Consider the following 13,737-nt stretch of genomic DNA (forward strand, 5'->3'; position numbering starts at 1 on the left):
TGTGTTTCCACCATTATAACAGTGTTATCAATATGCTAAAAGTACGAACACTTATTGTTTGCACATCGTCAAACGTCCTCAACTATTCTAGCATATTCCTCAGCCTTACCGCCTTGTTTTTCTTTTAGTTTTTACGATGAACAATATAGGCTGCAAACTCACGTAGTAAACCAACATCGACCTGTAATTGATCAAGTGCATGAATGGCAAATTGGTAATGCTCAGCTAACTTATCCTTTGCTCCATCCAATGATAATAGGGCTGGATATGTGCTTTTATCACTCGCTACATCCTTACCTGCTGTTTTGCCCAGCTCCTCTGATGTGCCCTCAATATCTAAAATATCGTCTTGAATTTGGAATGCAAGACCGATATGATGTGCGTATTCCTTTAATGTAGCTCGATCCTCTGGAGACGCATCAGCTAATACCGCTCCTGCTTCAATGCTAAATCGTAATAAGGCTCCTGTTTTATTGATATGAACATGCTCAAGCTCAGCTAAATTTAACTGGCGTTGTTCTCCTTCCATATCAAGTACCTGACCCCCAACCATACCTTCTGCGCCAGCGGCTATACTTAATAGGTTAACCAATTCAATGCGTTTTTCAGCAGATACATTCATGCGTGCTAAAATCCCAAATGCTAGCGTATTTAGCGCATCCCCAGCAAGTGTAGCTAATGCTTCGCCATATACTTTATGATTGGTCGGTTTCCCTCTACGGAAATCATCATTATCCATGCTTGGTAGATCATCATGGATTAATGAATACGTATGGATAATTTCAATAACTGATCCTACAGTTAATCCATCCTTTAAATCCTTGTTAAATAGCTCAAGAACGGCTAACACGAAAAGTGGACGAATTCGTTTTCCTCCAGCTTTTAGCGAATATAGCATTGATTCTTTTAAATCAGCTGGTGCATCAATTTTTTCAACAAGTGCATACATTTCAGCTTCAACTTGCGGTATATTGCTATCAATAAAATGCTTTAATTGCTCATTCATTTCTTAATTCTCTCCCTTTAATGGATCAAATGCAGTCGTTTCACCTGTCTCTTGGACAATAGATATCAGCTGCTCCTCAGCATGTTGCAGTTTACTATGGCAAAATTGCGATAGCTCCATTCCTTGCTTATATAAATCAATTGCGTTTTCCAATGGTACATCACCTTGCTCTAGCTGACGGACAATTTCTTCAAGTGCTGTCATTGCTTCCGCGAAAGTCTGTTGTTTCTCTGCCACAACTATTCCCCCTCATTCTTTGGCAAAATTTTTGTCACTTCAGCGATAACCTTTCCATCATGGAAGGTCAGGGTTAATTGATCCTGCTGTTTGACTTCAGCGGATGATTTAATCATTTGTTGATCTTTATAAGCTACTGTAAAGCCCCTTGTTAGAATTGCAAGTGGATTCAATGCTTCTAAAGTTCGAATGGTTGCCTCAAATTGATGTTTTTGCGTCGTCACATATTGTGCTGAGGCACGTGTTAATTGTTGAATTCGTGTTTCTAGCTCACGTTGATAGAAAGTGAGTGCCTTTTTTGGTGAATGCTGCTCGATAGCACTATGTAGTTGCTGAAGCTGCGCACCTTTTTTCATCAAATCTACCTGCATGGCTTTTTGTAAGTTTGATTCGAGCTGAGCTAGTTTTTCAGTAAACGGACGATATAGTCTTTCTGGCATTGATAAAGGATAAGACTGTTGGAGCTTATTTAGACGTTGTCGCTCAGCCATAAGTTGCGCCCTCACTATTTGATGAAGCTGCGATTTTTGTGTTAGTACACGCTGAAATAAATCCTGTTGATCTGGTACAGCCATTTCAGCAGCAGCGGTTGGTGTAGGTGCACGTAAATCTGCTACAAAATCTGCAATTGTCGTATCTGTTTCATGACCAACAGCACTAATAATCGGTATGCGGCTACTAAAAATAGCACGAGCCACAATCTCCTCATTAAATGCCCATAAATCTTCTATTGATCCCCCACCTCGTCCAACGATGAGAACATCACAATAAGCATCGAGATTGGCTTGTTCAATATTTTGAACGATATTTGGCGCAGCTTGTCCCCCCTGAACCAGCGTTGGATAAATTAATACTTCAGCAAGTGGGTAACGTCGTTTTAACGTCGTACAAATATCTCGAATCGCTGCCCCCGTTGTAGATGTTAAGACACCAATTCTCTCTGGAAATCTTGGAATAGACTGCTTCCATTCTGGTTTAAAAAGACCTTCTTTTTGTAATTGCTCTTTTAATTGGTTAAAGGCAACAAACAAGCTACCAACCCCATCAGGCTGCATCTCCTGTACATATAGCTGATAGGTTCCATAGCCCTCGTAAACGTTTACATCCCCACGGATAAATACTTGCATTCCTTCCTTGGGTTCAAACGCTAATTTAGTAGCTGCCGTTTTAAACATTGTAGCTGCAATTCGTGCACCATCATCCTTTAATGTAAAATAGATATGTCCAGATTGATGAATTTTAACATTTGATAGTTCTCCCTTGACATACACCTCACGTAAATGTGGATCGGCATCAAATTTTCGCTTAATATATTTTGTTAATGCTTTTACCGTTAAATAAGAAGCAGATGACATGTTTTCGGCTCCTTTACTAAAATCAAGTTTTTCACAAAACTACAACTATCATAACATTTTTTAATGTCCTTGACGTGCCAAAATGCAGTTTCACTAGAAAAAATGACTGTCTTTCATCCTATTGAAAAAATTACTATAGCATAACTGTTTATTGGCGAACTATTGATAGCTTATACAAATGATAGATTTTATGAAGAAGTTTGACAAAACACAATACAAAGCCTCCCAACAAATAACTGTTAGAAGGCTTTATATTAATAAAATATTAATAAGAGCGTACCTACAAGAAAACAATAATAAGTAAAATAACTAAGCTTGCCGCTTTTCATAATCCCCATAAACCAACGCATTGCAAAATAAGTCATGAATAATGTAGCGATAAATGTCGCTGCATACGGAATAGCTAATGTACCTTTATTAGGTTCATCTAAAAAATCTGTAATTCCAAGCACAACGCCACCGAGGCTTATTGGGATATAAAGCATAAAGGAAAAGCGTAGGGCTGTATCCTGCTTCATCCCCACAGCAATAGCAGATATAATCGTTGCTCCTGAACGACTGATACCTGGTGTGAGTGCTACAGCTTGACCTAAACCAACAATGACAGCATCTTTTACAGTCAAATCTACATCCTTTTTTGTACCTCGCATATTGCGAATAAGCCAAAGGGCAATACCTGTTACAAACAGCATAAGTGCAATCGTTGTCATACTGACATTGTCCGCAATGACATCACTAAATAAAACCCCTAAAACACCTGCTGGAATCGTGCCAATTACGATATAAATGGCAAAACGAAAATCTGCCTTATAGCGCTTGTCACCGGTTTTAAGAAAGAGGAAAAAGTGTGAAATGAGCCGGACAATATCCTCACGATAGATATACACAATGGCCAGCAATGAAGCGGTATTCGTTAAAATAGCAAAAGTAAAACCTTGCTCACCTAAACCAAGAATTTCACTTGCAATCATGACATGACCACTCGACGACACTGGTATTGGCTCCGTGAAGCCTTGTACAAGTCCAATAATAATATGCTTGATAATTAGTATGAGATCTATGTTTTCCATAAAAACCTCCTTTTTAGTATGTATGCCTCAAACAGTATATTAGACGGTAAAAGCATGGCAAAAGTTCTCAAAGATAAGTATAAATTTATATTTGGCTTATCAGCATAAGTAAAAAACCATCTCAAAAATTTTGAGATGGTTTTCAATAATTAAAAAGTTATTCTTATTGTAGTTTAACTTTATTTGCAAGCTTATTTTCAGCTGCTTGTACTGTGTTGAATAGTAACATTGTAATGGTCATTGGTCCCACACCGCCTGGTACAGGTGTAATATGTGATGCGATACCATCAACTTCATTAAAGTTTACATCCCCGCAAAGCTTGTTATTTTGGTCACGATTAATGCCAACATCAATCACAACAGCGCCTTCTTTTACATGCTCCTTCGTAATAAAGTTGGCACGTCCAACCGCAGCAATTAGAATATCTGCTTGCTTTGTAAATGAAGGTAAATCTGGTGTTTTTGAATGCGTATAAGTAACCGTTGCATCCTTTTGCAGCAGTAGTTGCCCCATCGGTTTACCAACGATATGACTGCGTCCAACGATGACTGCGTGTTTCCCTGCAATTTCGATTCCTGAATACTCAAGAAGCTTCATAACCCCGAATGGTGTGCATGGTAAAAATGTTTCTTGGCCAAGCATCATTTTCCCAACACTTACTGGAGAGAATCCATCAACGTCTTTATCCACAGCAATTGTGGCAATAACAGTATCCTCATCGATATGTTTTGGAAGTGGTAATTGTACTAAAATACCATGAATATCTTCACGAGTATTTAAGCGTTCAATTTGTGCCAATAATTCTTCCTGTGTCGTTTCTTCAGGTAGCTTTATCAGCTCTGAAAACATACCAATTTCTTCACATGATTTTTGCTTATTTCTCACATATGTAGCCGAAGCTTGGTTGTCCCCCACTAAAACAACCGCTAAGCCTGGTGTCGTACCTTGCTCTTTTAAGCTAGCTACACGCTCTGCTACTGATTGACGAATAGCTTGACCAATTTCTTTACCATTAATAATTGCACTTGACATAAACCTTCGTTACTCCTTCCAATTCAACACATTTTATTGTTCTGTAAATTTAGAAAGTACGCCATTGACAAATTTCGATGATCCTTCATCGCCAAATGTTTTGCATAGCTCAATTGCTTCATTCAGTACTACTCTTTTTGGTGTTTCAGGCATGTATAAAAGCTCATATACAGCTAGGCGTAAAACTGTTCTCTCAATTTTGGGCAGACGGGCAAGTGACCACTTTTCAAGATGCTTCTCTAAAGTAGCATCAATTTCCTCCAAATGTTCAGCTGTTCCAGTAACAATTTTTTCGTAGAAAACATTTGTGGGCTGACCTTTAATATGTCCCATTGCTTCTTCGATTGTTACGTCAGTGTTGTCCAGCTGAAACAAAACTTGCAACGCTTTTTCGCGTGCCTCATGTCGTTTCATGTAAAGCTCTCCTTCTTAAGTGGCATTAAGGTTTATAATAGCATAAATTTGTACGAGAAACACGAATTCCAGCAAGTTTTCAATAATCTGAAACCTTTTTCAAGCAACTTTCTGCTTGTTTTAAGTATCTCAACGAACGGTAAAATACATGTCGAAAATGAAATTCTGTATTTCTTGTTTATTTAGTAAGAATGTTATAATAAAGACACTTATATTTCATCTTCGGAGGTGTTAATCATGCATTATGAAGTGAAGTGTACAAGCTGTAAAGTGTTATTCAAATTATACGAAGGTGAGGAACAATACAAACACTTAAAGGAACGCAAATCCCGCTTATTTTATTGCGAGGATTGCAAACATAAAATTCGCTTTGATGCCATTCGAAACTTCTTTAGCTCTTACTAGTGGAGGCAATTCATTTATGAAAGAACATTATTATACAATTGGTGAGGTTGCCAAGCTCTCTAACTTATCTGTACAGACCTTGCGCTACTATGACCAAATTGATTTATTTAAACCTGCTCATATCGATACCCATACTAATTATCGTTATTATAAAGATAATCAAATTTTTTACTTAGATATTATTAAGTCACTTAAATACATCGGAATTTCGCTTGAAGATATAAAAAGGGCACTTGGCTTAACTTCGGAAGAATTGCTCGTTTTTTTAGAACAGCAGGAGCAGCGAATTGAGCAAAAAATCACTCGTTTAAATGAAGTAAAGTACACATTGCTGAAAACAAAAAAACAAATGCAAGAACAAATTGATATTCCGATCTTTGGAGAGGTTTATGTTCAAGTAGAAGAGGAAATGCCCATTCTACAAGTTACGACAACTGAGCTTACACCTACATCTAGCACGAATACGTACTATGCGACACTCACGAAAATAATCGAACGTGAAGGAAGTGTCTTAAATAGTCGCTATGGTTGTATTTTTCCGCTTGCATGCTATTCGGATGTTCATACTATTATTTATGACGCTATCTTTACACCGCTCTTAACGGAACGCACATTTTCTAAGCTCTCTCCTAATATTAAGCAAACAATAAAGCCAGCAGGAAAGTATGTATGTATTGCTTTTATCTATCACCCTGATACTTACTTTTCATTTTATGAAAAACTAAGAGCATATGTAGAGGCACAACAAGTAGCCTATGAATCAACTGTTTATGAGCTATACATGCCTACTACCTTCAGCTTTGAGCATGAGAAGAAATTCATTGTTGAATTAAAGGTCAGACAAAAATATTAATTGTGTTCCCCTATCTAGAAATTTATTGTGTGCCCCTGCATAATAATTCACTCCTCCTGCCACACTTACCTAAAGCAAAGAATCGAAAAAATGTAAACAAATCTTTTGACCCTATAGTTACTATAGGGTTTATTGTATTACTCATGGAAATATTCTAGTAGACTTAGTTCTCATGTATTGTGAAAGTTTAAAGGAGAAAAAATATGGATAAGAAACAAATTTTAACGTTATCAATTTTATTATTGAATCTATTCATTGCCTTTTTAGGCATTGGTTTAGTTATTCCAGTACTACCAACCATTATGAATGAACTACATATTTCTGGCTCAGTTGTTGGTTACATGGTGGCAGCCTTTGCCATTACACAACTTATCGTATCCCCTATCGCTGGTAAACTAGTGGATAAAATAGGTCGGAAAGTAATGATTGTGGCGGGCCTTTTTATTTTTGGTCTTTCCGAGCTATTGTTTGGGGTTGGTCGCACGATAGAAATTCTCTTTATCTCACGTATGCTAGGGGGCGTGAGTGCTGCCTTCATCATGCCGGCAGTAACAGCCTATATCGCTGACATTACTACATTATCACAGCGTTCAAAGGCACTGGGCTATATGAGTGCTGCGATAAGCACGGGCTTTATCATTGGTCCAGGAATTGGTGGATTTTTAGCTGAATTCGGTACACGTATACCGTTTTATGCTGCTGGTATACTTGGCTTTGTAGCGGCTATCCTGTCATTAATATTGTTAAAAGAACCAACACGTGCTTTAGATGATCAAGAGGCTGCACCATCCATTTTAGGTAGTGTAAAACGAGTAATTAGTCCGCTGTATTTCATTCCATTTGTGTTAATCTTCGTGCTTTCCTTTGGTTTAGCCGCATTTGAATCGTTATTTAGTTTATTTGTGGATCATAAATTTGCATTTACACCCTCAGATATCGCAATTATTATTACTGGGAGCGGGATTGTCGGTGCTCTTGCACAGCTATTATTATTCGATTGGCTGACAAAAAAAATGGGTGAAATTAATGTTATTCGTTATTCACTGATCCTCTCTGCTGTTCTAACATTTGCGATGACAGTTGTAAGTCATTATTTTGCAATCTTATTTGTAACATTCTTTATTTTCGTCGGCTTTGATTTAATACGTCCTGCCGCTACCTCTTATTTATCCAAAATTGCCGGAAACGAGCAAGGTTTTGTGGGTGGTATGAACTCCATGTTCACAAGCCTTGGTAATATATTTGGACCAATTTTAGGCGGCATCTTGTTTGATATTAACTTAAACTACCCCTACTATTTTGCAACAATCGTATTAACCCTTGGCGTTATCCTTGCTTTATTTTGGAGAAAGCCAAAGCATATTGAACTATAATGTATTACTAAAACATTTCCTAATAGAAAAGGGCTGCCACTCGGGCAACCCTTTTTTTGTTATTCGTGTACAGCAACCTCTTCTTTTTCAAAATGAATGCCAGTAATGTGGACATTCACCTCAGCTGTTTCCAGTGCAGTCATATTAAAAATTGCCTGACGAATTTGACTTTGTACTTCCTTCGCTACCTTTGGAATAGCATGGCCATATTTCACAGAACAAAATACATCAATGGCAATTTCACCTGTTTCCGTCACACCCGATTTAATGCCTTTATTGTGCACTTTTTTACCGAAGCGCTCAACAACACCCGTTGCAATATTTCCACGAGTTGCAGCAATGCCTTCAACCTCATTTACTGCGATCCCAGCCACAACTTCGATTACTTCCGCAGCTACTTCAATTTTTCCAAGTTCTTCTTTGCCAGAAGGAGTTGGTTGTACGAAAGATTGTCCTACTTTCTCAGCCATACAAATATCATCCTTTCCCTAACACATCACAAACAAATGCTGTTCTTACGCTTATTATACTATAAAAAGGAAGGTTTGGCTGTCGAAAGCCGTTTTAGCCGATAAAATTAAAAAGTTTGGCGATAAAACATGACTTTTTTTCGATAACTCTAAAGATTCTATCGATAAACCAACATTACTTCTCTATAAAAACTAACAAAAGTTTTTTTAAGTCGGGTGTTATATGGAAGAAGGCCTCTTCATATAGTGGTTTGGTGAAAGCTTTACAATCACAATTATGTATTGGGGGAAGTACAATGGAAAATGAACAAGATCAGATATTGACAGCAACAGATCTGCAGGATAATGAGAATTCTAAAAGCTTTGCGGACAAACTATATGAACAGATTACTTCCGTTATTGGTGGCAGTAATGCAAATCAATTTTTTTGTATGAGCCTTCCCGGAACGTTAATTAGTGCCTCACAGTATGCCTATGACATTGACAATAACGAACCGAAGCCTGCTTATGTAAGAGCTAATGAATCAAAGCTTGTCAATAAATTGTTTGATGCCTGTCAGATGACAGCCTCTGATAATGGGCGTCACCTATCAACTCAGTATAAAACTGCACTAGATATGTTAACACCTAAATTAAATAGTAAGCTATTTGAGGCGAAAAACAAACTAAGAGAGGTTTTAATGACGCCATATCCTTATAATTTTGGGGATGGCAAGCAGGATGTACTTACGCTTGAGCAAGTATTCTACCGATTGTATAGCGATTATGTAGAGGCAAAGCAAGCATGGGCTGAAAAACAAGTGGCAAAGAAAAACGAACTTGCGAAAAAGTACCCAGAGCAGACAGCCGAAGACTATAAGCAACGTAATAATGAATTTTTAGATTGGTATGAAATAACGGCAGAGGCAGAAGTGCTTGGAGTAGAGGAAAAACTCGGTAAAGTTTTAAGTGTTTTTTCCCCAGGTGATATGGAAATTATTAATGGTATTTTAGATAGTGGTGTTGGGCGTGAAATTGCGGAGGCGCGTTCTACAATTGCCAATGTAGGAAAAATGAATCCAGATGGTGGACATGTTTATCCTGTTCAGCTTTATCCTGAAAACTGGTTTACTTTATTGAATACCTCCTTTACACCTATTGACTTACTCGAAAGTCCGGCAGCATTAGCACAGCAGCTAGCCGTATTAGTAGCTCAACGTAGCAATATTACAAGTAATATCAACTCATTTTTAGCAATTATTCCGGATGAAAAAGAAGTACAAGCATTAAAAGAGGCTTATGAAAAAAATGATACAGCGTTTAAAGCGTCACTTGAAGCATTGCAGAAAACGTATGCTAATACAACACTCGATATGTTAAAAACATTGGTTGATGTGATGGCTTCCCAAGGTTTACAGGAAGTAACAAGCGTTTTACCTTCAACAGTTATGCGTATTTTTGGTGTTGAAAATGATAAGGTAAAAGATTTGCTTGATAAGCTTAGTGCTAACTTTAAGGATTGTTTAACTGCACAAAATGATTTAATTGACAAGGCACAAAAGGCAACAAATGCTGCGATGCAATATTTTGAAGCGAACAATAAGCTCCAATTCAAATCCATGCTCTCCCCCTTACAACAGCAGCTTGACAATACAAATCAGGATATTGAAGCATTAAAAGAGAAAATTAGACTTGCAACTGTTTTACAATCTTCAAAGGAGGCTAGTAAGCAAACAGAGGAAAATGAAGTTGCACCAAATCATGTGCCCGAGAATTTTACACAGATTATTCTCACATCTAGCCTAAAAGAAGCGAATCAAGCTTCCTCTTCCTATGCTTCAGCCTCTTCCTCTAACTATGGCGTATCCTTTTTCTTTGGTGGCTATTCTAGTAGCTCTAGCCATAAGGAAGTGATCAGCAAGGCATTTGCTAGTAGCTCAGAGATGTCCATCCAAATTGGCCTGTCTGTAGCAAAGGTACAAATTGGTCGAGAATGGTTTAATCCTGGGGTCTTTTTACTGACAGAGGATATGTATAATACATCAAGCAAATCCATTGCACCATCGAAAGATTATCAAGATTTTTCAAAGGAACGCTTTAAAGAAATGAATCAATGTGTTTTCCCATGCTTCCCTACGGCATTTGTTATTGCGCGAGATGTCACAATTAAGTTTACTTCTGCAACCGCTATGTCAGATTCATTTGCACAAAGTGTTGAGGATCATTCAGCAAGAGGTGGAGGCTTCTTTATTTTCGGTGGAAGCAGGTCTTCTTCCTCATCCTCAGCACAAAGTAATTCCAGCGTGCAATCCTCTGCTAATAGCGTTACGGTGCGCTTTACGAATCCGCAAATTTTAGGCTATTATCTTGAAGCAACAGCAGCAGATAAAAGTGTTAGCATTAACAATACAGGGGCTAGCAGTAATACTGATTTCATCTCTATTTTTGAGTTCGTTACGAAATTCCAAGAAATGCTAGATGATTACAATAAAAAATATAATAAACAGACTTTAAACCTATAGGAGGAATAAGAATGATTACCAATATGCCAACGACAGTAGAGGGTGCTAAATTGCAATTGACACAGGAGCAGGAAGCGCGTTTCCGAGTAGTTTATCGTAAAACAAAGGATGAGCAAGGTGCTTATTTTGCTGATTTATGGAATCCAGAGACAGACTATACAGACGAATTTATCATTGTTCCTTTAAGATCGGTATATGATAGTGTGACAGCTCCTTTAGATATCGGCACAACGTTTGCCAATGTGGAGGGTAGTACTCATGATCCAAGGCATGGAGTGTCATCTTGGATTCAATTACTAAAAGTCTGTTTGCAAAATGAGTATGATGTCACTTCTTGCTGTGCGGAGCAAAACAAAATTTATATAGGTGATTCACAAGATGGAAGTGATGATAAAACGAGAGGATTTAGCTGTAATGATACAATAGTAGGCGGTCATGTAATTTTACAAGCAATCAATTCAAGTTCAGTTGATGAGGGTGGTTATGTACATTTATTACCGATCTGTCACAAGCATAATACGTTTCGCTATACAGGCGGTACTGGCGCAGGCTATTATATGAAATTAGAGCGTGAAATGAAAGCAGTAAAATTAAAATCGTATTTTCAACTATCTGCATTAGTAGAGGAATAATCATAATTTAAGAGATGTGGCTAACACAAAGTCATCTCAAGTCAATAAAAGTCAAAATCATCTTTCAAATCAAATATTAGACAAAAAAACCTCCTAGCTGCTAAAAGTTAGGAGGTTGTGAATTTGTGAATGCTTACTTCTCTGTCTCTAATCCTCCCAATACATCGTTCTTTTCAAGGAAATTCGTAATACATACTCCCTCAAGCATCAACCATCCCATAAGAATCGAACAACCTCAGAACGCTATTGTATACTTCGTTCCGTTTCTTTTCAAATAGTTGACAGTTGCAAAAGAAATCGAAAAAATTCTCATAATAAAATGGAATGCGACACACTTCCTTCCTATGTTTAGGTTATATTTTTTTCACTACTTGTAATCTAAATCTTTATGAAATCGGCAATTAATCTCTATTTTCCTTTTTTCTAAATACCAAAAAGCTACTGTCAACATTAATAAGAAAATAGGAATCAAACCGATATACTTCCAAGCATTGTTTGCTCCCAAAAAATAATAAGATGCAACTAGTATAGACACAATTGTACTTATAAACATGTAAATCCACGAAAGCTTAACTACTGCTAAAATGAAGGCAAAAATTACGATAACAAAGGAAACACTCCAGAGTAATAGCATGAATATCCTCCCTTTCTCTTTCTAACGTAAGCCAAAATCTTGATAATGAAAACACTTCCTAAAACATGGAATCATTTATTTCGAAATCTCATAAGAAATCTGTTTCATAATTGATCTCCAACAATATAGTTAAACTTTCTGAATTTATCTTATTATACCAAATAAAACCTATCATTGAAAAAAGTCGATTTGCCACAAAAAAATTGATGCAAATCGAATTTTTAGTTTTTTCAATATAAAAAGTGAATTATTTTTTGTACCCACTGTTGAAAGACGTTTAATGTACTTGATTGAATCAACGTGAAGATGGTTTTCTATGGGGACAAGAGGAAGTAAATAGATAGTTTAAAAAAGTACTCAGAGTTGGAATTCCAAGCAATTAGCTTCACTGTTTTAGCTCAGGATTAGCATTGTCAAGCGAATTCGCAGCTATGGGAGGAGATACTCAGTTTCTCGAAGGGTACTACGTGTTACTTTCCAAAAAACAATATGGAAGTTTAAATGAAATGCTCTTACAGAACGGGAACAATTTCTAACTGATATTGAGTGTACTTGGAGATGCCACTATAGATTCTACTGAAGAAAAAACACTAAATAATGGGGCTATTATTATCTACTGTAATAGTGAATAATAATTACCACTTTTATACCAACTCAGGATTTATTATGCTATAATTCTCTGTAGATAGCATTTTCAGCTAGTAAGGAAAAAGGCCGTTCTTTTAAGGGAGAATACTTCATGAAGAATATACTATTTAAATTATTCATAGTTGTAGCGTGGATATATTGTTTGGGACATATTTTATATGGTTTCCCTACTGATACCGTTGTAATGCGTTCGGTTAAAGGTGTAATGTCGATAGTTTTTTCTTGTAGTCTACTGTTCTTTTTATTTAAAATAATTGATACAAAACAGAAAAGAGAGCTGAATGAATAATCATTTGGGGCAATCATTCCTTTTCTACAATCAATACCATAGGCAACACACATCATTTTAGGGCTTGTGCATAAACACACACAAGTCCTTTTGTTTATGTTCTTATACTTTCACGAGAATACTCCTTTACATTCATTCTACCTATTCTCTACTATCCTCACAGACTCGTTAAATGGTTCTAGGATCTTGCTAGTTACTCATGTAATTAACTCAAAGCTGAATAGTTGGTTACTCGATTGCATTGAGCACTGTTTACAGAACATGCATCAACAACTTGGTACTTCCTTAATAATTGTTTAATGAATCACAACTTATCCATTATCGTTAAGACCTTAGTCCTCTATGAAAATATCTGTACAAAATCATACAAATTAGATGATGATACATTTACTCTTATTTACCGCTCCAACTTGGCTTGTCATTTAATTTGAGTATTGTATAGCAATTTCCCTATGAATTGTTGCTCCTTATGATACTATGTCAAGAAAATGGACAGGGGAAATTGAGATTTTGCTTTAAATCTAAGCGCGCTATCGCTTGCTCGCCTCACAAATAATTTAAGGGGCGTAACCCTTAAATTTTTTGTGAGGTTAAAAGGGTTTAATTATATGACCTTAGTTTTCTGTGAAGCTTTGAAATATTGCTTTTCGTATGCAATGGGCGACATATAATTTGTGAATGAATGGATACGCTTGTAGTTATAAAAACTAACGATGTATTCAATGATACTTTTCTTGGCTTGATCTCTCGTTTTATACTTTTCATGAAAAACTAACTCTCTTTTGATGACGCTATGAAATGACTCGATACATGCATT

14 protein-coding genes are annotated in these 13,737 nt (G+C 36.8%); 5 read left to right on the top strand and 9 right to left on the bottom strand.

Annotation, left to right across the window (positions count from 1 at the left end; genetic code table 11):
* Positions 1-124: 124 nt before the first annotated feature.
* From ACQKIM_RS03905 to nusB, 6 genes are all read right to left on the bottom strand, one after another.
* On the bottom strand, positions 125-1,006 hold the full coding sequence (locus tag ACQKIM_RS03905; protein ID WP_427539334.1) for a polyprenyl synthetase family protein: 882 nt from the start codon (positions 1,004-1,006) through the stop codon (positions 125-127).
* 3 nt (positions 1,007-1,009) lie between these two features.
* Entirely contained in the window at positions 1,010-1,243 is a 234-nt protein-coding gene (gene xseB / locus ACQKIM_RS03910; RefSeq protein ID WP_053597070.1) for an exodeoxyribonuclease VII small subunit, read from the bottom strand.
* 2 nt (positions 1,244-1,245) lie between these two features.
* Complete coding sequence (xseA, locus tag ACQKIM_RS03915; RefSeq protein ID WP_427539337.1) at positions 1,246-2,598, bottom strand: exodeoxyribonuclease VII large subunit; 1,353 nt, start codon at positions 2,596-2,598, stop codon at positions 1,246-1,248.
* A 254-nt stretch (positions 2,599-2,852) separates the two neighbouring features.
* Complete coding sequence (locus ACQKIM_RS03920) at positions 2,853-3,668, bottom strand: undecaprenyl-diphosphate phosphatase (RefSeq protein WP_427539340.1); 816 nt, start codon at positions 3,666-3,668, stop codon at positions 2,853-2,855.
* Positions 3,669-3,831: 163 nt separating this feature from the next.
* A complete protein-coding gene (gene folD / locus ACQKIM_RS03925; protein ID WP_427539343.1) occupies positions 3,832-4,701 on the bottom strand; it encodes a bifunctional methylenetetrahydrofolate dehydrogenase/methenyltetrahydrofolate cyclohydrolase FolD in 870 nt (289 codons plus the stop codon).
* Between the two features lie 33 nt (positions 4,702-4,734).
* On the bottom strand, positions 4,735-5,115 hold the full coding sequence (gene nusB, locus ACQKIM_RS03930) for a transcription antitermination factor NusB (protein ID WP_427539346.1): 381 nt from the start codon (positions 5,113-5,115) through the stop codon (positions 4,735-4,737).
* Positions 5,116-5,352: 237 nt separating this feature from the next.
* On the opposite strand from nusB, the gene ACQKIM_RS03935 reads away from it, so the two are divergent.
* The 3 genes from ACQKIM_RS03935 to ACQKIM_RS03945 all read left to right on the top strand — a co-directional run bounded on the left by ACQKIM_RS03935 (position 5,353) and on the right by ACQKIM_RS03945 (position 7,746).
* Positions 5,353-5,520 (top strand): DUF2197 domain-containing protein, encoded by a 168-nt coding sequence (locus ACQKIM_RS03935; RefSeq protein WP_427539349.1) that lies wholly within the window; start codon positions 5,353-5,355, stop codon positions 5,518-5,520.
* A 16-nt stretch (positions 5,521-5,536) separates the two neighbouring features.
* Positions 5,537-6,373: a MerR family transcriptional regulator gene (locus tag ACQKIM_RS03940; RefSeq protein WP_427539352.1), complete on the top strand. Its 837-nt coding sequence runs from the start codon at positions 5,537-5,539 to the stop codon at positions 6,371-6,373.
* A 203-nt stretch (positions 6,374-6,576) separates the two neighbouring features.
* On the top strand, positions 6,577-7,746 hold the full coding sequence (locus ACQKIM_RS03945) for an MFS transporter (RefSeq protein WP_427539355.1): 1,170 nt from the start codon (positions 6,577-6,579) through the stop codon (positions 7,744-7,746).
* Between the two features lie 59 nt (positions 7,747-7,805).
* Here ACQKIM_RS03945 and ACQKIM_RS03950 read toward each other — a convergent pair whose 3' ends face one another.
* Positions 7,806-8,216, bottom strand: a complete 411-nt coding sequence (locus ACQKIM_RS03950) for an Asp23/Gls24 family envelope stress response protein (RefSeq protein WP_286923609.1) — start codon at positions 8,214-8,216, stop codon at positions 7,806-7,808.
* A gap of 296 nt (positions 8,217-8,512) precedes the next feature.
* Between ACQKIM_RS03950 and ACQKIM_RS03955 the strand changes: the two genes are divergently transcribed.
* Together ACQKIM_RS03955 and ACQKIM_RS03960 are read left to right on the top strand one after the other, a co-directional pair.
* On the top strand, positions 8,513-10,717 hold the full coding sequence (locus ACQKIM_RS03955; RefSeq protein WP_427539359.1) for a hypothetical protein: 2,205 nt from the start codon (positions 8,513-8,515) through the stop codon (positions 10,715-10,717).
* Positions 10,718-10,728: 11 nt separating this feature from the next.
* Positions 10,729-11,349, top strand: a complete 621-nt coding sequence (locus tag ACQKIM_RS03960; protein WP_427539362.1) for a hypothetical protein — start codon at positions 10,729-10,731, stop codon at positions 11,347-11,349.
* A 367-nt stretch (positions 11,350-11,716) separates the two neighbouring features.
* Here ACQKIM_RS03960 and ACQKIM_RS03965 read toward each other — a convergent pair whose 3' ends face one another.
* Both ACQKIM_RS03965 and ACQKIM_RS03970 read right to left on the bottom strand, forming a co-directional pair.
* On the bottom strand, positions 11,717-11,983 hold the full coding sequence (locus tag ACQKIM_RS03965) for a hypothetical protein (RefSeq protein WP_427539365.1): 267 nt from the start codon (positions 11,981-11,983) through the stop codon (positions 11,717-11,719).
* Positions 11,984-13,524: 1,541 nt separating this feature from the next.
* On the bottom strand, positions 13,525-13,737 hold a 213-nt coding region (locus tag ACQKIM_RS03970; protein ID WP_427539368.1), incomplete at its 5' end, for an IS3 family transposase.

The sequence above is a fragment of the Lysinibacillus sp. NPDC047702 genome, from assembly GCF_050272555.1.
GTDB lineage: Bacteria > Bacillota > Bacilli > Bacillales_A > Planococcaceae > Lysinibacillus.